This window comes from Wolbachia endosymbiont (group B) of Chesias legatella (assembly GCF_964026945.1).
GTDB lineage: Bacteria > Pseudomonadota > Alphaproteobacteria > Rickettsiales > Anaplasmataceae > Wolbachia.
This window is the reverse complement of record NZ_OZ034711.1, coordinates 1,212,595-1,232,575: the sequence shown is the minus strand read 5'-3', so window position 1 is coordinate 1,232,575 and position 19,981 is coordinate 1,212,595. Positions and strand designations below refer to the sequence as shown.

Annotated in this window: 13 protein-coding genes and 1 tRNA gene; 8 read left to right on the top strand and 6 right to left on the bottom strand. The window is 34.2% G+C overall.

Annotated elements, in window-relative coordinates; genetic code table 11:
* Positions 1 to 243: 243 nt before the first annotated feature.
* Genes AAGD65_RS05720 through uvrC form a run of 4 tightly spaced genes read left to right on the top strand, consistent with a single transcriptional unit; the run spans position 244 to position 5,799 of the window.
* Complete coding sequence (locus AAGD65_RS05720; RefSeq protein WP_264682618.1) at positions 244 to 1,002, top strand: phosphatidylglycerophosphatase; 759 nt, start codon at positions 244 to 246, stop codon at positions 1,000 to 1,002.
* 44 nt (positions 1,003 to 1,046) lie between these two features.
* Entirely contained in the window at positions 1,047 to 1,886 is an 840-nt protein-coding gene (locus tag AAGD65_RS05715) for a glycine--tRNA ligase subunit alpha (RefSeq protein WP_264374578.1), read from the top strand.
* Between the two features lie 3 nt (positions 1,887 to 1,889).
* Positions 1,890 to 3,998, top strand: coding sequence for a glycine--tRNA ligase subunit beta (gene glyS, locus AAGD65_RS05710; protein ID WP_264682619.1), 2,109 nt, complete (start codon positions 1,890 to 1,892; stop codon positions 3,996 to 3,998).
* Complete coding sequence (uvrC, locus tag AAGD65_RS05705) at positions 3,982 to 5,799, top strand: excinuclease ABC subunit UvrC (RefSeq protein WP_264682620.1); 1,818 nt, start codon at positions 3,982 to 3,984, stop codon at positions 5,797 to 5,799. Before glyS ends, uvrC begins: the two co-directional genes overlap by 17 nt.
* A gap of 11 nt (positions 5,800 to 5,810) precedes the next feature.
* On the opposite strand, the gene AAGD65_RS05700 is transcribed toward uvrC, so the two are convergent.
* The gene (locus AAGD65_RS05700; RefSeq protein WP_029237658.1) at positions 5,811 to 6,302 is read right to left on the bottom strand and encodes a Smr/MutS family protein; all 492 of its coding nucleotides are present in this window, start codon (positions 6,300 to 6,302) and stop codon (positions 5,811 to 5,813) included.
* 92 nt (positions 6,303 to 6,394) lie between these two features.
* Between AAGD65_RS05700 and rlmB the strand changes: the two genes are divergently transcribed.
* The gene (gene rlmB / locus AAGD65_RS05695) at positions 6,395 to 7,162 is read left to right on the top strand and encodes a 23S rRNA (guanosine(2251)-2'-O)-methyltransferase RlmB (RefSeq protein WP_264682622.1); all 768 of its coding nucleotides are present in this window, start codon (positions 6,395 to 6,397) and stop codon (positions 7,160 to 7,162) included.
* Between the two features lie 309 nt (positions 7,163 to 7,471).
* On the opposite strand, the gene AAGD65_RS05690 is transcribed toward rlmB, so the two are convergent.
* Both AAGD65_RS05690 and AAGD65_RS05685 read right to left on the bottom strand, forming a co-directional pair.
* Positions 7,472 to 9,424 carry a hypothetical protein gene (locus AAGD65_RS05690; protein WP_264682623.1) on the bottom strand — a complete coding sequence of 651 codons (1,953 nt, stop codon included), beginning with the start codon at positions 9,422 to 9,424 and terminating at the stop codon, positions 7,472 to 7,474.
* Positions 9,425 to 9,723: 299 nt separating this feature from the next.
* The gene (locus tag AAGD65_RS05685; RefSeq protein ID WP_264682624.1) at positions 9,724 to 13,230 is read right to left on the bottom strand and encodes a peptidase M2; all 3,507 of its coding nucleotides are present in this window, start codon (positions 13,228 to 13,230) and stop codon (positions 9,724 to 9,726) included.
* Between the two features lie 487 nt (positions 13,231 to 13,717).
* Here AAGD65_RS05685 and AAGD65_RS05680 point away from each other — a divergent pair.
* From AAGD65_RS05680 to AAGD65_RS05670, 3 genes are all read left to right on the top strand, one after another.
* Positions 13,718 to 13,790, top strand: a tRNA-Val gene (locus AAGD65_RS05680).
* A 28-nt stretch (positions 13,791 to 13,818) separates the two neighbouring features.
* Positions 13,819 to 14,715, top strand: a complete 897-nt coding sequence (locus AAGD65_RS05675) for a cation diffusion facilitator family transporter (protein ID WP_341810913.1) — start codon at positions 13,819 to 13,821, stop codon at positions 14,713 to 14,715.
* Positions 14,716 to 14,770: 55 nt separating this feature from the next.
* On the top strand, positions 14,771 to 16,582 hold the full coding sequence (locus AAGD65_RS05670) for a hypothetical protein (RefSeq protein ID WP_264682626.1): 1,812 nt from the start codon (positions 14,771 to 14,773) through the stop codon (positions 16,580 to 16,582).
* Here AAGD65_RS05670 and plsY read toward each other — a convergent pair.
* From plsY to AAGD65_RS05655, 3 genes are read right to left on the bottom strand one after another with little or no spacing between them, the layout of a single operon-like run.
* Complete coding sequence (gene plsY / locus AAGD65_RS05665; RefSeq protein WP_052264701.1) at positions 16,577 to 17,152, bottom strand: glycerol-3-phosphate 1-O-acyltransferase PlsY; 576 nt, start codon at positions 17,150 to 17,152, stop codon at positions 16,577 to 16,579. The genes AAGD65_RS05670 and plsY overlap by 6 nt on opposite strands.
* Before the next feature lie 12 nt (positions 17,153 to 17,164).
* Positions 17,165 to 18,631 carry an amino acid carrier protein gene (locus AAGD65_RS05660; protein WP_319803469.1) on the bottom strand — a complete coding sequence of 489 codons (1,467 nt, stop codon included), beginning with the start codon at positions 18,629 to 18,631 and terminating at the stop codon, positions 17,165 to 17,167.
* A 2-nt stretch (positions 18,632 to 18,633) separates the two neighbouring features.
* Complete coding sequence (locus tag AAGD65_RS05655) at positions 18,634 to 19,971, bottom strand: alanine/glycine:cation symporter family protein (RefSeq protein WP_264683422.1); 1,338 nt, start codon at positions 19,969 to 19,971, stop codon at positions 18,634 to 18,636.
* Positions 19,972 to 19,981 lie beyond the last annotated feature (10 nt).

The following is a 19,981-nucleotide window of genomic DNA, read 5'->3' as shown; positions in this document are numbered from 1 at the left end:
ACACTGGAATCTAGAAAAAAAGAACCAGTGTCTGGGCACTGGAATGACACCACAGAGGGCTACTTGAATGACAGGAAAAGGAGCACTGGGATAGAGGCACTAATATGAAGAAAGAAGGGATAACGGTTATTGGTAAATTTAGATCGTTTTTAACTATTTGCCTTTTTTCTATGCAAGAAGTGTATTGATAAGTCCATTACAATTCAGTATTGTGAAAAATATAAGTCAAGTGTTAGTTAGGACATGGGGATTTTTTTTCAATTTTTGGGTAAGGTGCTAGGCAAGGTTTTTCCTGCCAAAATAGTAAGCTCTTTTTTAGGAGTAGGATATTTACCGGGTTGGCAGCATTATTGGTCTTCTTTTCTAATATTATTTATTACCGACATTATATTAATGCTTACATACGGAGGTGATTTTATACTATATAAAATGCCGAATTCAGGCATAGTTGTAGCTGCTATTTTTACCAAGCTAGCAATAGTTATGTTAGTGCTGCAATTAGTTGGCATATCTATTTTTCATACTCAAGATCCTTCAGCCAGCAGTGATGAGAATATAGTAATACAAATAGCATCAGGACAGGTGATGACTGTTGCGCTTTCGATGCCGGCAATAATGTCAATTTATTATATTGTAAGTAAATTCTATCTAAGTATATGTAAAGCAATACTTCAATGTCCATTTTGGTTTAATGATCTTATGCATTTGTTCTTTTTCTTTATAATACCTTATTTATTTTTTAATATTGTAGAAGTAATAAAACCATGGCCGATAAGTACGATACAGCTTAGTTATAACAATGCAATATCAATCACATTTGAAGGGATTTTTCATGTGTTTTATGCAGTGATTTTATTGTACTTGACTGCATTTATATTCTGCGATCTGACTATGCATGATGCGATTGTTTTAAATAAAAGCATATTTGAGTATGTAAAAGAAAGTTCAATAGCCTTGAGTGACTATTTTCATGGCACTATTAAAAAAATAAGTATAGAATAGTACTTATTTGCTTATGTATTCAGTTTAAAAGATATACAGTTTGCGTGAATCTACAGGATATAATAAAGGGATTACAAGATTTTTGGGCAGATGAAGGGTGTACTATACTTCATCCATATACGTCTGAAGTTGGGGCTGGAACACTACATCCCGCAACAATCATGTCAGCGATTGACGAAAAATCAACAAAAATTGCGTATCTACAACCAGTAATCAGACCTGCAGACGGACGCTATGGCGACAACCCTAATCGTTTATATCAGCATCATCAATACCAAGTTATAATAAAACCATCTGGCAGCAATTTGCAAGATATTTACTTAAATAGCTTAAAAGCTCTTGGTGTATCGACAAAAGAATATGATATTAAGTTTATTGAAGATGATTGGGAAAACCCAAGTGTTGGTGCATCCGGTCTTGGTTGGGAGGTTACATGCAACGGAATGGAAGTAACACAACTTACTTATATACAGCAAGTGGGAGGTATTGACTGCAGAATAATTCCTGGTGAAGTAGCATATGGGTTAGAGCGTTTAGCAATGTGCATACAGGGTGTAGATAATGTTTACGACATAATGTGGAACGGTAGCGGTGCAACTTATGGAGATATTTTTAAACAAAGAGAGCGAGAGTTTTCTTACCTGGCACTTGATTATTATGATACTAAAGTAGTACAACAGCAGTTTGAGGATACAGAAAAACTGTGTAAATTCCTTGTTGAAAAAGAATTGCCGATAGCAGCTTATGACCAATGTATTAAAACGAGCCATCTACTTAATCTACTTGATGCAAGAGGTGTGCTTGGTGTGAATGAACGTACAGCCTATATTGGTAGAGTGAGAGAGTTAACAAAAAAATGCTGTGAATTATATAGAGCAAAGTAGAATATGTTGTCACAATTATTGTTTGAATGTCTTTCAGAAGAAATTCCATCAAGAATGCAGAATTCATCTGCAGCTCAGGTTAAGAGCTATATCACTAATGCTTTTAGTAAAAATAATGTGAAATTTGCATCTATAGAAGTTTATGTGACTGCACGTCGCATTGCTCTTTTTATTGATGGCATAAGTGCTTTGGAGCTAAAAGATTCTAACAATGAGATTAAAGGACCAAGAGTTAATGCACCGAAAAGTGCTATCGAAGGTTTTTTGAGAAAAAATCGGAAAGGTGAAGAAGATTTACTCATTCACAAAGTAAATGATGAAGATTTTTACTTCATTAAGAGAGAAAGCTGCTTATTTAACATCAACGGGTTTCTCAAAAATCAACTGGAGGAAATGCTAAAAAACTTTTCTTGGCCAAAGAGTATGAGATGGAGTGAAAGAAAAGAGAGATGGGTTAGGCCAATTAAAAATATTCTATGTATTTTAAATGACGAAATAATACCTATATCTTTTGCAGGGGTTACAGCATGCAACGTGACGTATGGTCATAGGTTTCTTTCAGGTGATGCAGTACTTACTGTTAAAACACCCAAAGACTATTTTGAATTGTTAGAAAAAAATAATGTCATTCTCCAGTTGGACAAAAGAAAGCAATTTATACTAGATCAGATTAATAAGTTTACAAAAGAGGAGAACTTACAACTTGAAAAAAATGATTATTTACTTAATGAATTGGCAGGGCTTATAGAGTGGCCAATAGTATTATTTGGTAAAGTAAAATCATCAGAATTACCGAAGGAAGTAATACTTAGTATAATTAATACGCAGCAAAAGTATCTTGCTTTAAGTGATGGACAGAAAATATCACATTTTGTTACTGTTGTAAATGTTAACAACAATGAAGTTGTCAAAGGCCATGAAAGAATATTAGAAGCACGTCTTGCTGATGCCCAGTTTTTGATATCTCAAGACAAGAAGGAAAACCTAGATTACTATGTCAAAAAATTGAGCTCTATTTCATTTCATGCTTCGCTCGGTAGCGTAGAAGAAAAAGTGAAGCGTATTATCGCTCTTTCAAAGTATATAGCGATATTTATTCCACATGCTTCATTAATTAAAGTTGAACGTGCTGCATATTTAGCAAAGGCAGATCTTGCAACGTTGATAGTGAAAGAATTTCCGGGATTGCAAGGAGTAATGAGTGGATACTACGCTTCTTATTTTCAAGAGGATAAAGAAGTAGTGGAAGCTATAACTGAGCACTATAAGCCAATTGGATCGGACCAAGAATGCCCTAAATCTCCTACTGCGATTGCTGTAGCTATTGCAGACAAAATGGATAGTTTGGTTGGCTTAATTGCAGCAGGTGAGAAAATCTCTGGTTCGTATGATCAGTTTGGTTTGCGGAGAATGACAATTGGTATAATTAGAACAATACTTGAAAATAATTTGCATATTCCAATTAGATTGCTGATAGATAAGTCAGTATCTTTATGTTCAAGGCTTCTATTGAATAAAAATATAACTCCAGTTGATAAGCCAAGTGAAAAACAAATTTTAGAACTAGTATTTAAATTCTGCTTAGAAAGGTTCAAGATTATTTTAAAAAATAGAAATATAAGGCAAGATGTTGTAGATTCAATACTATATAAAGTCGATATTAATGATCTGCTGAAAGCGGAAAAGCAAACTGTGATATTGGATCGTTATCTTAGTACAAAAGAAGGTGAACAGGTTCTAAGCACTTATAAAAGAGCCAGTAACATGATGAGCAAAGTGAGAAAAAGTGATGGCACTACTTATAATGCATCTTACAGTAAGAAGTTTTTGATTGAAGATGAGGAGATTGCGCTATCAAATTGTGCTATAGCTGCTTGTAAAAACATCAAACAAGCGATAGAAAATAACGACTTTAATACAGCGCTTGATGAACTTGCTCGTTTTGCTCCGTTTATCAATCAATTTATGGACAGTGTAAAGATTAACTGTGATTCTAATGAGCTTAGAATAAACAGGTTATCTTTGCTTGCAAATGTTGTTTCTACCTTTCATTTAGTAGCAGAGTTTAACCTTATACAGGTTAAACAATTGATAAATGCTCAGGCAATATAAGGAACAAATCAAATCATCTCCACAATCCTGTGGCGTTTATAAGATGATTGGAGATAAGAGTAAGGTTTTATACATTGGTAAAGCAAAAAACTTGAAGTCGAGATTATCCGACTACCTTCAATTCGAAAACCTTTCTGAACGAATCAGAGTAATGATCTCACAGGTTATTAAGGTTGAAATATTCATCACTGAGAATGAAATCGAAGCATTGCTTCTTGAAGCACAGTTAATAAAATCGTTAAAACCATCTTATAATATTTTGCTTAGGGATGGAAAATCTTATCCTTATATAACAATTTCTAAGCATGATTATCCAAGAATAGCGAAATATAGAGGTAAGTTTAAGAAGAATGAGTTTCATTACTACGGCCCTTTTCCATCTGCTGCTGCTGTTAAGAACACTATATTATCATTGCAAAAAGCTTTTCTCTTAAGAGTATGTTCAGATCAATATTTCTCTTCAACAAAAAGACCATGTCTTGAGTATCAAGTTAAGCGCTGTTCAGCACCATGCGTAGATAAAATTACAAAAGATGATTACTGCAAATCAGTAAAACAAGCACAAGATACTCTGCTAGGAAGGAATAAAGAAGTGCAAAGACAGCTATTTTCTACAATGGAAAAGTGCAGTAGGGAGATGAACTACGAGCTTGCTGCTGTCTATAGAGATCGATTGAAATTTCTTCAGCAAATTCAAATGCAGCCAATGGATTTTTCTTTTGAAGAAGATGCAGATTTCTTCAGCATTGTACGTGAGGCAGACTTAGCATGCATTGGTGTACTATCTTTCAGAGATAAAGGTAACTATGGAAGCATTCCTTACTTCATTGAGAATTGTAGTGATCATCCAAATAATGAAATTTTATCCACCTTTTTGGTCAATTTGTATAATCCAGTTAGCACACCACCAGCACAAATTTACGTTCCCGATTTTATTAAGGATAAGGAAATTATAGAACAAGCACTTTATGCTCTTACTCAAAAATCAATAAAAGTTTTGTATGCGAAAAATAGTAAAGAGCGTGATTTGTTGAATTTTATTTACAATAATTCTAAGCATAGCCTAGAGCAGAAGCTTACTGATTATAGAAATAACCTAGAAAAGCTCGAAGAGCTTAGGAAGATTTTCTTGTTACCAAATATTCCAAAGCGTATCGAGGTTTATGATAATAGCCATATATCTGGAAATCAACAAGTTGGTGTGATGATTGTTGCAGGGCAGGAAGGTTTTTTAAAAAGTGAATACAAAAAATTTACTATAAAAGAAGAAATTTCAGGTGATGACTATAAAATGATGAGAGAAGTGCTGACTAGACGTTTCTCTGGCAATATAAAAGATATAATCCCTGATTTTTTACTGATTGATGGCGGTCCAGGACATGTTTCCATAGTGCAGAATGTATTGGAAATATTGAATATAAAAGTTCCTTTTGCTTGTATGGCGAAAGGTCATGATCGTAATGCAGGAAATGAAAGATTTTATGTGCCGGACAGAGAAGAATTTACTCTAGCAAGTGACAGTAAGGTCATGCTTTATTTACAATTGCTGCGTAATGAAGCTCACCGTTTTGCGATAACTTCGCATAGAAAAAAACGCGATAAACAGTTTTTTGCTTCACAATTAAGTGAAATATCCGGTGTTGGCAGTAAAAGAAAGAAGGCACTCATGTCTCATTTTGGTTCTGTAGAAAATATAAGCAAAGCTTCTCTAGCTGAAATTCAAAACGTACCTGGAATTAGTAAAGGTTTAGCAGAAATCATTCTTCAACACGTGAATTCTAAGAAAGGTACTCCTAAATAGGTACTCTAAAATTAACCTTTATTTCTTCTTAATAAGACATAAAAAGCTCCTTTGCCACCATGTTTTTTTATGGCTTGCTGATAGTATAAGATCATATTTCGAACTTTTGTATCATTCAACCACTTATTTAAGCTATTCTTTATAGTGTCTATTTTATCTGTACTATTACCATGCCCCGTAATTACCAATAAGCACCTATTCCTTGCTTGATAATTTTTGATAATAAAATCTATCAATTTACAATAAGCATCATCTATACTATAGCCATGCAAATCGAGTTTATCGCTTATAAAATATTTGCCCCTATCGATCTTTAATTTTGTATTGTAGTCAAGACAAAATGATGAATCACCATTATCAGTATTAAGAAAATTTTCTTGTAAGCCAGAGATACCTTTATCAATCATAGATTTTATATTTACTTTGTGATCAACTTTCAAAGTAACTTTTCCACATTCTATTGGCTTAACATTTTTTTGCCAATCTAACTCATCATCTGACATAAATTCATTAATTGAACTGCATAATTTTACAACAATATATAAACACAGTAAAATATTGCTTACTCTATAAAAATCTGATTTTTAATAATGAGATGAAATCATCAAAAGCTAATGAAAACTGTTGGATATATGGAAAGCACACTTGTATTTCAGCATTAAGAAACAAAAATAGGCGGTGTATAGAACTGTTAGTAACAGAAAATTTCTACAGAGAATTTGAGAAAGAAATTAAACAATGTGCAGATAGTAAGGGCATTAAAGCTCGACTGGTAGAGAACAAAATGTTCAATGATGTTTTACCCAAAGGTGTAAATCACCAAGGAATTGCTTTAAAAGTTACTCCTATTTTTCACAGCTTAAATATTGAAGAAATAGCTGAAAGATCAGGTGAAAACTCTACTATAGTCATTTTAGATCAAATTACTGATACACACAATATAGGTTCGATTTTAAGAACCTCAGCTTGTTTCAACATTGATGCATTGGTTTTACCACATCACCATTCGCCGGGCGAAAATGCATCTATCGCAAAAGCAGCAAGTGGAGCACTGGATATTGTCCCTCTAATATACGTTACAAACATAGTAAAGACGATGGAGTCTTTAAAAAAGATAGGCTACTGGTGTTATGGGTTTGATTGCAATGCAAAGGAAAATATAGATGAAATAAAGAATTTTGGGCAAAAAAGAGTAATTGTTTTTGGTTCTGAAGAGAAAGGAATGCGGAGACTAGTTAAAGAAAATTGTGATTATCTTTTAAAAATCCCAATGTCAAACGTAATTAACAGTCTAAATGTTTCAAACGCAGCAGCAATAGGACTATATTCCATTTACATTAAAACAAAAATCGCTGGAAATTAGTTGCAATGAAAAATATACTTCTTGCCTGTTATCAAGACCGTTGGAATCTAGAAAAAAGAATGCCATTTTAGCTTCACATGCACAGCTGGAAGATGTTATCCCAGTGCGTGACACTGGGATCCAGTTAAATTTGCGAGTATAAAAGTAATGTTAAAATATAACGTTTCTTATGATGATGGGAAAATGGATGCCAGTGTCTGGGCACTGGCATGACATCTTCCTACAGAATAATGTTCGTACAGCTGTGTATCACATGCTGTAATGACAACAGTAAATGACATAGCGAGATATCATCTACTGGCACTTACATTACCAATCCCAAGAAAGAGGTGAACTTGAATCTGTTGGAATCTCGAAGGATGGCTGTGACACTATCTCTTTTATCTCATTTCTAAGCCATTCACTACCTTCTTGCCCAGCATCCGTGATAGCTTGCTTGAAACTGCTCTCTAGTACAGCTTTAGCAGCTTCAGTGACGTGACCATTACCATTTATAGCATTTCCTATTGTAGTTAACTTAATTAACTCAGCGTTTAAGTCAGCAGGCATCTTATCAGTCTTAGTTTGTATTGCAGTAACCTTATTTCCTAAATTAGCAGCACTTGTAGCATCTTTTATAGCAGCAACATCAGCAGTAAAGGTATCTGTGATCTTATCAGTCTTAGTTTGTATTGCAGTAACCTTGTCTCCTAAATTAGCAGCATTTGTAGCAGTTTCTATAGAAGTTACTTTAGCTGTTAAGTCAGCTGGAATAGTATCAGTTTTAGCCTTTATAGCAATGACATCAGCTCCTAAGGTATCTGTGATCTTATCAGTCTTAGCCTTTATAGCAGCAACATCAGCAGTTTTAGCCAAAGGATCTAATTCAGCAGTTTTAACTAAAGGAGCTAGTTCAGCAGATTTTGCTAACTTACCTAATTCAGCTCCTAAATCGTCAGGAATCTTATCAGTCTTAGCCCTTATTGCAGTAACATCAGCAGTTTTAGCTAAAGGAGCTAGTTCAGCGGTTTTAGCCAAAGGATCTAATTCAGCAGTTTTAACTAAAGGAGCTAGTTCAGCAGATTTTGCTAACTTACCTAACTCAGTTCCTAAATCGTCAGGAATCTTATCAGTCTTAGCCCTTATTGCAGTAACATCAGCAGTTTTAGCTAAAGGAGCTAGTTCAGCGGTTTTAGCCAAAGGATCTAATTCAGCAGTTTTAACTAAAGGAGCTAGTTCAGCAGATTTTGCTAACTTACCTAACTCAGTTCCTAGATCGTCAGGCATCTTATCAGTTTTAGCCTTTATAGCAATGACATCAGCTCCTAAGGTATCTGTAATCTTATCAGTCTTAGTTTGTATTGCAGTAACCTTGTCTCCTAAATTAGCAGCATTTGTAGCAGTTTCTATAGCAGTGACTTTAGCTGTTAAGTCAGCTGGAATAGTATCAGTTTTAGCCTTTATAGCAGTGACATCAGCTCCTAAGGTATCTGTAATCTTATCAGTCTTAGTTTGTATTGCAGTAACCTTGTCTCCTAAATTAGCAGCATTTGTAGCAGTTTCTATAGAAGTTACTTTAGCTGTTAAGTCAGCTGGAATAGTATCAGTTTTAGCCTTTATAGCAATGACATCAGCTCCTAAGGTATCTGTAATCTTATCAGTCTTAGTTTGTATTGCAGTAACCTTGTCTCCTAAATTAGCAGCATTTGTAGCAGTTTCTATAGAAGTTACTTTAGCTGTTAAGTCAGCTGGAATAGTATCAGTCTTAGTTTGTATTGCAGTAACCTTGTCTCCTAAATTAGCAGCATTTGTAGCATCTTTTATAGCAGCAACATCAGCAGTAAAGGTATCTGGAATAAATACAGTCTTAGCCTTTATAGCAGTGACATCAGCTCCTAAGGTATCTGTAATCTTATCAGTTTTAGTTTGTATTGCAGTAACCTTATTTCCTAAATTAGCTGCATTTGTAGCAGTTTCTATAGCAGTTACTTTAGCTGTTAAGTCAGCTGGAATAGTATCAGTCTTAGTTTTTATTTCATCTACGTTAGTTCCAATACCTAATAATGTAGCAATTGCACCTCCAGTCATGAAGTTTGTTGCTGTAGCACTGTAATCTATTTCAGCAGCACCATTAGGTTCATACTTAAAAGTGTTGAAAACATTAGTAGCATTGTCTACACCAAAGGTATACTTATTCTGTGCAGCATCTTCATAAATTATGCTTTTAATGTTAGGGGATGGTACATTTGCTCCAGAGTTGTCTTTAAAAGTTAAACTAGCCATATCACTTTCCGTTAATTATAAAAACCATAATGTGCATGAAAATAATATAAATTCCGTAAATACTAGATTTTGCATAAGATTTCCTTGAAGCTTTTCGCTTCAGAATTCTTCTCTTGTGATCTAAGTATGTAGCAGACGATGTCATCCTAGTAGCCCCTTTGGTGTTATTCCAGTGCTTGACACTGGAATCCATTTTTCCATCATAAGAAACGTTGATTACTTTTATACTAGCAAATTTAACTGGATGCCAGTGTCTGGGCATTGGAATAACAAAAAGAGGGCAGGGCCCTCCTTGTATATTAGATATAGGCTGAGTTATGATCGTGATAAACGTGATCGCTTGCGCAGTCGAACATTTTCACAAAACCATTCTCTAGATAGAGATTATATTCATGATGTTGATCTAATAACTCAATGTTATCTTGCGTTTCTAAGCTGAAGTGACTTGAATCTGATAGCAATTCGTAATTTGGATTATCTATTTTACTAATGCTGCTTATTACTTTGCCATTACCATTTGATATAGCCAAACTATAACTATCACCATCCTTCATTATTTTGATGGATACCTTATCTTCAGGTAACACTATAAGCTTTTTCGTGTCACTATCGTGAATTAGAAATTTGCCATCTTTAAAGTAATACTTGTCTTCCGGCAAAGCACCAATCTTATAATCCGATGTATGCAGTTTGTTCCAAAAATCTAACACAGATTGCTTATCTGCTCCTTCTGCTCTATTATACAAGGCTTTCACATCATTATAATCTATGATTACATTTGCCTTATGCTTTCCTTCTACATCTCTATCATAGCTCTTTTCTATTTTCAAGATTGTGTCTTTCAACACTACCTGCTCTTTCTCCTCCACTGAAGCTGACCTTTTTGCCCTTGTTGGAATTTGTGGTTGATCAGACTGTATTTCACTATTGTCGTTTGATACAGTTCTCTCTTCAGCAACAACATTAGTAGTACTATGAACTTCTGTTTTAGTTTCACTTACTTGCCCTTTTGGACTTTCGGTTTGTTTCTCTTTTGTGAATATTCTCTGATAGTCCGTGTAGCCTCTGTTAGTATCGCCGATATCGCCACTGCCTTGATCAAAAGTTATTTTTTTGCTTCCATTTCCCATATTCTCAATTTCAACTTGAGGAGAAACAGATGCGAGGAAATCATTATAGCTGTAGTTATAATCAGCAGAAAAGAATATTTGCCCTTTGAAGTTATGGAAGTTATTAGATAACATTCCTATTTCTTCATCAGTATCACCATCAAATAGTTTTACTTTAGTGAAATATCTTTGATTGTTGATTCTCACTATTTCACCACTCGAGTTTCTTTGTATCTGATAATCATTTGGATCATGTTTAATGGTAAAAAGTTTACCAGGGGCATATTTTTCTAAGTTTATAAGGCCCACATTTATATGTTTATGAGAATAATCTCTCTTTTCATATTCATGTGCAAATACTGGGTCAATATATTTGTATTCGTCTGGTATGCTACTGTATTCTCTTCCTTCAGAATCAGATGGTGCTAATTTATATTGTCCATCTTTTTCCACCAATTTTAGGTGAGTAACATTGCCTGGCAATTGAAACCTTACGTTTTTTCCATGATCATGAATGAACAAGTTACTTTCATTTATAACTTCACCTCTTTCATTTTTCATCTCTTCAGTGATATAGAAGCCCATATTTTTGAATGCATGTAGATTTTCGCCTTCTTGCTTTACAATCGCTTCGTATACATCGTCGTCTGTTCTATCAGTCCCTTTATCATCCAATAATGTTCCTTTTTCTACGATTACGCCGCTTTCTCTTTGCTCATCAGAATATTGAGCATGCTTTGAATCCTGATGATTTAGAATTTTGGTCCCTCTAAGAAGTAGAGAATCTAAATCTTTTTGAATGTGTCCAGTGCTAGGATGCAACAATTCATTTTCATGTAAATGTGCTTCATCAAAGTATTCATCACGTTCAACTGTTCTGCCATCTATTAGAGAAGCTTTATAATGACCATTTTCTTTTGTAATAGCCATATAAGCACCACCGTCATATTGAGTATTCAAGTTGTGCAATATGTCCTCAAAAACAAAAGTTTCTTTAGTTTGACCTTCAACTTGCTTAAAAAAGCCCGATTCGCTCGACAACTCTCCAAGCTTTGTATTCCCATCATATATAGATAGTGCACCCATATCTCCGTGACCAAGAGCTTTGATAGAGAAAACTTTACCTTCTTGTAGATTAATATGAGCACCTCTGATTAGGTTTGGATCGATATTAACCATCTCTTCTAACATCTTTTCTACGTCAATGTTCTGAGTTTCTTTTACTTGTTTCAAGCCAGCGTTTATGGTTTTATCAAGCAAATCATCTTTCAGTTGTGTATATTTGTCCTGTGTAGCATTATATAATCTCTTATCTTCATTATGATAATTAGTGCTGGCTGAATTGCATTTTTCTACAAATTTCTCATAAGAGATCTCTCCTCTTTTGTATTGCTCGTATGCATCATGACGCTGTGTTTCTTCCTGTTCACGAAGGCTTTTCAACACATCATTATATTTTATATCCTTCTGCTTATCTAAGTCTTCTTTCCCATCATAGTAAGATTTTCTAAGATCTTCACCATATTTTGATAATATCCTCAAAGCTTGCATTTTATACTCTTGACTGTTTTGATATTCATTACCTTGTTGATCAGAGTAAGTCAGCTTAACCTGCCCATCAGTAGTTTTTACTGCCTTTAAGAAATGATATTCCTTTGATATATCGAGGGTATCATTTGTTGCCCTATTAACAGCACGAGCATAATCGTAAAATGACACATGCTCTACAGCAGAGAAACTTCCAACGTTTTCTCCATCTATTTTTTCTATATTTGCTTTATAATACGATACATCTTTAATTTCTCCACCCACTATTTCTTGACCAGTTGCTATAAAATCTCCTTTTGTAACTTGCAAAGCGTTGAGATGTTCCATTGCAGTTTCTGTATCATTCTCAGCAAGCCAACTTTTGAAGTCAGCATCATGTCCTTTTATGTCTTTCAAGAAACTTTTTGATTCATCTGAGTTACCTTGACGTAAAGCATCTAGGTAGTCTCTTAATAAACTAGGATCTTTTTCCTGTAAGTACATTATCAACGCATGACCAGTTTTATACACTAAACTGTTTTCTTCACCATTGGCTGAGTATTGTAAATTTAAAATTCCACCTAGATCCAAATTTGCGGCTTCAGTTTTATCAATGCTTGACCCTTGAGCATTGAACTTGTGATCTGAATGATGTTCAAAGTAATCTGCAATTCCCTCCATTAATACTGTAGGTAGAGATTTTCCTCCTGTAGCCAAGTAAGTTAAACCATGTGCAAATTCATGCTGAAGGTTATGAACGCCACCTTGCTGATAGACATACATCTCAGCAAAAATATCAGCTTCTCCTTTGTAGTAACATTTACCACCTTCATCTCCAAGGTAAGAACCAAAACGTTCGCTTCCACCAAGGTGAGTGTAATCAGCCTTATCATCAAACACATAAATTTTGAATGTTTGTTCTGAGCTACCAGGCTCCAGCTTAAATGCATCTTTAAAATTAGTAGCTGTTTCTCTTATCTCACTTTCAATGTGAGCAACTTTACTTGTTCTTAAATCATGAGAATGAACCTCTACTTTGATATTTAAATCTTTAACTTCTATGATATGCTTATTGTTAAAATATTCTTCTTTAGTTATATTTTTATTTACTTGTTGACTGATTGTCATAACTTTAACCTCTAATTTATTAGTCTCCACAATATCAAGCATAAAGCTACTTCCGCTAAGAAAGTGTAAATTCTCATATTGATATAATTTATATCTTAATAAAAAAGTATAGATAGTTAACTCAATATGAAAAATCGAGAATATAGCTAAAATTCCATGGCTGTTAATAAGTAGCGGAATTATAATTAAGAAATTTACTGAGTAGAAAAAAAGGTAAAAAAATCCTTTAGTAGCGAGTTTTATAATGTAAATTGGCGTTGTAGTAATGTCCTAACAAGCGCGATTTGGCTGAATGTAGAAAAAATAAAAAAGACATGCAGCCGCTATAATTTTTATGTAATTTGCCAATAAATATCTGAGTTTTTTACTGAATTTTTGTTGTTGAACCCGCGAGGATCAAAAACAAGGATAAGTACTCTTATTGGTATGATAAGGAAAGTGGGAAGGTTTGTCAAGGAGTTTCATTCAGCAAGAAGTCTAAAAGCAAATTGACTTTCATTTCACTGAAGCACTATACTAAGGTTAAGATGGGTAATTAGCTCAGTTGGTAGAGCACTTGCTTGACGTGCAAGGGGTCGCTGGTTCGAGCCCAGTGTTACCCACGTTTTTTTGCTCATAAAAAGATTTTGTATGACAGCAGTGCACAATGGCAAACACTCAATAGAAGAGTCCAAGCGCTTAATTTATTCCATAATAATAGTCGCAATAACAATGCTTATGGAGATAGTAGGTGGAGTAATTTCACACTCGCTTGCTCTGTTATCAGATGCAGGGCATATGCTCACTGATCTTTTTGCCTTGATTTTAAGCTGGGTAGCGCACAAATTTTCAGCTAAGAAATCTGATTTACAGAGGTCATATGGGTATCACAGATTGCAGATAATTGCAGCATTTGTTAATGGTTTAACTCTATTTTTCATTGCAGCGGTCATTATAATTGAATCAATAAAGAGATTCATTTGTCCGGTCAATGTGGAATGGAAAGTAATGCTAATAATTGCCACACTTGGCCTAATCTCTAACATTATAGTCTTTTTTATATTACATAGTAAATGCGAAAGTAATATAAACATAAAAAGTGCTGTATTGCATGTTATCGGAGATATTTTAGGTTCTGTAGCTGCTATACTTGCATCCATAATTATCATGTTTACCGGATGGCAAATAGTGGACCCTATTTTGTCAGTATTTGTCAGTGTAATAATCTTAAACAGTGGCTATAAAATTCTCAAGAATTCTTGCCATATACTCCTTGAAGGTACACCTGAGAGTGTATCTGCTGAGGAGATAAAAAGTGAGATTGTATCTAAGTTACCTGAAGTGATAGATGTGCATCATATACATGCATGGTCACTATCTGATAATTATTTTATACTTACTATGCATGCCAAGATAAAGCAAAATGGACAACACACTAATATTTTGTATGAGATAAAAAAAATACTATTAAATAGGTTCGAAATTGCGCACTCTACAGTTGAAATTGAATACGATGAGTGCGTAGACAGTAAAATACTTAAGCATTGACATCTATAGGCTATTTGTTATTACTACAATATCATAATATTATAGAGAGTAGGCTATGATAGGTATTTCCCAAATACAATTTCCTGGAAAGGATTCTTACAGATTAAAGACAGCAAGTTACTTCGCAGCTTTTGTTTCTTTAAGCATTTTAGTTAATCCTGCCAATGTCTTTTTATCTTTTGCCACATTGTTTTTTAGATCTGAAATAAAAACTTTTTACGTTTATAAAGACATAAAAGCTGCAAAGCAGGAAAAAATAAGTAAAAAGGAATATTGGGAAATATTTTTTGAGAAAAATAAAATCAAAATAGCATCTTTCCTTTTATTTTTTGCTTCTGTAACATATCTAACCTTTACAACTACTTTTCTGCTCGTTTCGTTACTTGCAACAATACCACTTGCAATGGTTTTAATTCTATTACAAAGTGAATTAAGGCCAAAGGATTTTAATCCATTTACGTTACTCAAAGCTGCTATTAGTTTCTTTTTAGAAGGCATAAAAGAAAATACTCGCAGTATGACAAATAAGTTTGATGGTACTTATGAGCATTTACTGCCCCATCAATTGAATGACGATATTAGTAATAATATTGGTAAGTTAATACGCAAATATGATCCAGTACCAGAAGACACTATTAATAATGAGGGATTTAAAGAGTTTATTGAATATATAAATTATTTACATATGCTTGATGGTCAACCATTTAGTAATGAGAATAAGGGAAAATTAGTAATGTTTTTGCAAGATTTTTGCAAAGGTAATGAGAAACATAGCTCTGGCTTCACTGGTGGACAAATTCTTCTGTTAGTTCTTAGAGCCTGCAATGATGGAGATAGAGAAGCTGTAAAAAATAAAAAAGACGCGTTAATTGCAAATTTACTGGATAGTCAAACTTTCTCTAGAAAAGAACGAATTCCTAACACATGTTTTACTGGTGTTATCTACAGAATGTTAAGTACATTAGAGGGTATTCATTCCGATCCAGAGATTAAATTTACACCACCTAGACAAATGCTCCTTACAGAAGCAGAAAATGAAGCACGTAAGTTTATGTTAGACAGGCTAAAAAATAAGAAGAACAGTAAAGAAATTCTTAGGGCTTGGCATAACGCCCAAAATAATTATGAAGATGATAAAAGTCAAAAAATAGTTGATGATTTTATTGCAGAAGTAAGCGTTCCTTTAATGAGAAATTTACTGAGTTTTACTTCTCAATATAGTGAACAAATTGTGCTGACGTTAATGAAAAATATTAACTCTGTAAAGTTAAATAAATTAGAGCACTTTGCGCTGTCTCAGCACATAACAAATAAACTACAGGGGGATGGTTTAGACGATCAACTCGAAAATATCAAAGAAAAAGTCTTTTTGAAGCTTTTAAACCAAAATTTACTTAGAACAGATTTTTTTCTCAAGGACTCATCTTTAACTGAAGCTAAGGGAATAGCTGACGAAATAATAAAAGAAGAAGTAGAGAAATTTAGGTCAGAAACTGCTGAAAAGGCTAGGAAAGTTAACCCTATAGAAGCTCAAATAGATGCTACATTGCAAAATCTGTCAGCCTTGCCACGAGAAAGGAAGTGTTGCATTGCATATAACAGACTAAATGGACAATATAAAGGTGGTGAAAGAGAAATAATGGAGAACATCTTACTAAAAAAATTAGAGATAACGAAAGAAGAAATGAATAAGATGCTAGAAGAGTATGATATACGTAAGCTAAAATTAGCACTTGATGATGCATGTAAAAAAAGTGGAAAAAACATGGAAGAAATAATAAAAGAAGTAGAAGAAGTGGTCTCAAGTCGTCTCTCACATGGAGTATCCGCTAGTAATGTAGCAGAAGGAATGAGACATAGCTCATAAAAACTTACGTTCTCTGCCTTGCAGAAGATTTGCAATATTTTTGTAATGCTTCAAGAAAATTAATATCGCTACAGTGAGTAGTATAAGGAATAACTCCTTTTGAAAAAAGAAAGATGCTATAACAGCTGCTGCAGTAGCAGCCAAGGAAGCAAGAGAGGAGTACCGAAAGATAAAAAATACTATTAGCCAGACAAATACAAATGCTAATGCTATAGAAATGTTAAGTGCTATCAAAACTCCCAAAGTTGTTGCAACCCCTTTTCCTCCATTGAACCTTAGCCAAATAGGAAACATATGCCCTAGAACTGCTAAAATTGCAGATACATATATATAAAAATCGTTATTATCACAAAATTGTTGTGCTGTATAAACCGCGACAAATCCTTTCAAAGAGTCTAAAAATAATGCGAGGACAGCAAGTCTCTTATTTCCTGTTCTTGCAACATTTGTAGCACCAATGTTTCCTGAACCTACTTCTCTTAAATTTATACCATTTATTTTTGCAATAATTAAGCTAAACGGTATTGAACCGATTACGTAAGATAATATAAGAATTATATATTTCTCCATTATACTAAAAATCTAGTTGATCTTGTTATTCCTCAGTCTTTTTAGATAGCATTGAACTTCATCATTAATCTGATTACTGAACAGTATGAGCGCTGTCATGTTGATGAGAGCTAAACAAGAGAATAAAGTTCCACCAATATTGGCAATAGCCATTATATCTTTAGAAAGACCAGAGAAAAATGCCACAATTATTACCGATATTCGGTATATCACTATACTCTTTGGACCAAATAAATATAACCATCCCATTTCACAGCAATAGACAAATGAAATTACTGAAGAAAATGCAAACAAAGGCGCAGCTATTGTTAAAAGGATAGGAAACCAAGAAGAAACTGTCTCAAATGCTTTTTGGGTGATCAGTATTCCCTCGCCAGTGCTGGTCTGGTATGCACCTGTTATTACTATTGTTATTCCTGTCAAACAACAAATTAACATTGTATCGAAGCATGGTTCTATCATAGCAACTAGACCAGTCCTAACCGGCTCCTCATCTTTAGCTACAGCGTGAGTAATTGCAGCAGAACCAACACCTGCTTCACTGGCAAAAATTGCCCTTTGAATCCCAGCGACAAATGCTCCTACTACTCCACCACCAACAGCATTGAAGTCTATCATACTGGAAAACAATATTTTTAATGTATTGCTAAAATTGTGAATATTGAATGCAATAATCGTGAAACAACTCAAAATATATATGAGTGACATAATAGGCACCAGCGCAGAAGAGACTTTAGCTATTCTCCTGATTCCACCGATAATCACCAGAGCAAGTAACGTAGAAATTATGGAAGAGAGAAACCAAGGATGACCATCTATCCAATTTGAATAACCAGATAATATTGAAACCATTTGGTTAGTTTGAAACGCTACACTTCCACCAAGACCTGATAATACAAAAACCGCTGCATATATTGCAGCCAGTACGATACCAAGTTTTTTAAATCCAAATTCCTCTAGCCCATTTCTTATATATTGAAAAGGACCACTAAATAACTGCTCTTGACCTTCTGTTCTGTGCCTGAATGCTAAAGTCACTTCAGCGAATTTTGCTGACATACCAAAAAAGCCTGTAATCATCATCCAAGGTACCGCTCCTGGTCCTCCCATTGAAACTGCAATTGCAACACCGGCAACAGTTCCAAGACCTACTGTGCTTGATAGCGCGGTTACAAATGCCTGAAAATGAGTAATGTGACCATCGTGATGATCTGTGTCATATTTTCCACATAAAATAGCGAATGCATGCTTAAACATCCTTATGTTGAGAAATTTAAAACGTAGTGTTAGAAATATATAACCAAAAGCCAATAGAAGAATTATAAATGGTACGTGAAAGATCTTGAAAAACAACACTTCATTCATGAAGTTGCTTACTCCATTTAATGCAGTGTCATAACTTTTATGAAAAACTGAAGCAGCGTATACATCGTTAAACGATAGGCAAAATAACATCATGCAAAGCAATCTATAAATCATGTTTAATACCTTTTGTAATAAGAATCTATTGTATTTAAGACTTCCCTTCTCAGTAGATATATTGCAACAGCATTTGGAATCATAAGGCACATAAACAGGCTATCGCCTAAATAAGATATAAATTCTATATTTTTTGACATACAACTGATATACACTGAACCCACTATAAGAATTTGGAACAATATCAGTACTTTTTTGTTACCAAATAAGTACAACAGGGCAACTTCACAGTAGTAATAGTAAGCTATTATTGTGGAAAATGCAAAGGAAAACATTATCAGCGGAAGAGCTAGCTTGCTCAATAAAGGCAAGGCTGTTGAAAATGCTGAGCTAACTAACGTAATATCACCTACGGTATTAGTGCTATGCATATCGGTGATAATTATCACAATACCAGTCAAAAATGAGACTAATATTGTGTCTACAAATGGTGCAATCATTGCAACACTTCCAACTTTAACTGGGTCTTTCTCTTTTACAATCGAATGTGCTATAGCTGCTGTTCCAGTACCTGCTTCATTAGCAAACACTGACCTTCTTACCCCTGCTATTAATCCACTCAATACTCCACCTCCTATAGCTGATTTGTTAAAGATATCTTGAAATATTATAGATAGAGCATTCAGTAGATTATTTCCGTTTACACAGATTAAATATATACACATGCCTATATATAACATTATCATGATCGGCCCTAAACCTGTTGCAACTAAAGCAATTCGCTTTATTCCTCCCAGTATTACAATTAATACAAATAGCGAGATAATAACAGATGTGTTGTATTCAAATAAGTTACTTGACAACGCTGCAATTTGATTTGCCTGAAATGGTATGCCGCCTAGAATCATTGCAACAAGCAGCATAACTGCGTAGATAAATGCAAGGAATTTGCCAGTCTTCATAAATCCAATCTTTGCAAGTCCATGTTCCATATAATAAAAAGCCCCACCAGTTGTGTTTTCAGAGCGATGAGTAAATGCAAGCACTACTTCAGCAAATTTTATTGACATGCCAAGTACTCCGGTAATTATCATCCAAAAAACTGCACTTGGCCCCCCTATTGTAATAGCTATTGCAACTCCTGATATTGTTCCAAGACCAACTGTTCCTGAAATGACTGTTGTAAACGCTTGAATATGAGTGATTATACCATTGTTATTACCATTACATTTTAGGTTGAATAGCGTCTTTATTCCATACTTGAATAATCTAAAGTTAATGAATTTGAATCGAATCGTACAAAAAACCCCAGTTGCAATTACCCAAATAATTATAAATGGTATGTTGAATATCTTTATATATAAAAAAGAGTTTAATAGATCAGTTGCTTTTACAATCATGCTGCTCACT

Excerpts from the sequence above, each read along its gene's own strand:
- AAGD65_RS05720 (WP_264682618.1), top strand. The coding sequence starts at position 244 with ATGGGGATTTTTTTTCAATTTTTGGGTAAGGTGCTAGGCAAGGTTTTT.
- glyS (WP_264682619.1), top strand. The coding sequence starts at position 1,890 with ATGTTGTCACAATTATTGTTTGAATGTCTTTCAGAAGAAATTCCATCA.
- uvrC (WP_264682620.1), top strand. The coding sequence starts at position 3,982 with ATGCTCAGGCAATATAAGGAACAAATCAAATCATCTCCACAATCCTGT.
- AAGD65_RS05700 (WP_029237658.1), bottom strand. The coding sequence starts at position 6,302 with ATGTCAGATGATGAGTTAGATTGGCAAAAAAATGTTAAGCCAATAGAA.
- rlmB (WP_264682622.1), top strand. The coding sequence starts at position 6,395 with ATGAAATCATCAAAAGCTAATGAAAACTGTTGGATATATGGAAAGCAC.
- AAGD65_RS05690 (WP_264682623.1), bottom strand. The coding sequence starts at position 9,424 with ATGGCTAGTTTAACTTTTAAAGACAACTCTGGAGCAAATGTACCATCC.
- AAGD65_RS05685 (WP_264682624.1), bottom strand. The coding sequence starts at position 13,230 with ATGCTTGATATTGTGGAGACTAATAAATTAGAGGTTAAAGTTATGACA.
- AAGD65_RS05675 (WP_341810913.1), top strand. The coding sequence starts at position 13,819 with ATGACAGCAGTGCACAATGGCAAACACTCAATAGAAGAGTCCAAGCGC.
- AAGD65_RS05670 (WP_264682626.1), top strand. The coding sequence starts at position 14,771 with ATGATAGGTATTTCCCAAATACAATTTCCTGGAAAGGATTCTTACAGA.
- plsY (WP_052264701.1), bottom strand. The coding sequence starts at position 17,152 with ATGGAGAAATATATAATTCTTATATTATCTTACGTAATCGGTTCAATA.
- AAGD65_RS05660 (WP_319803469.1), bottom strand. The coding sequence starts at position 18,631 with ATGATTTATAGATTGCTTTGCATGATGTTATTTTGCCTATCGTTTAAC.
- AAGD65_RS05655 (WP_264683422.1), bottom strand. The coding sequence starts at position 19,971 with ATGATTGTAAAAGCAACTGATCTATTAAACTCTTTTTTATATATAAAG.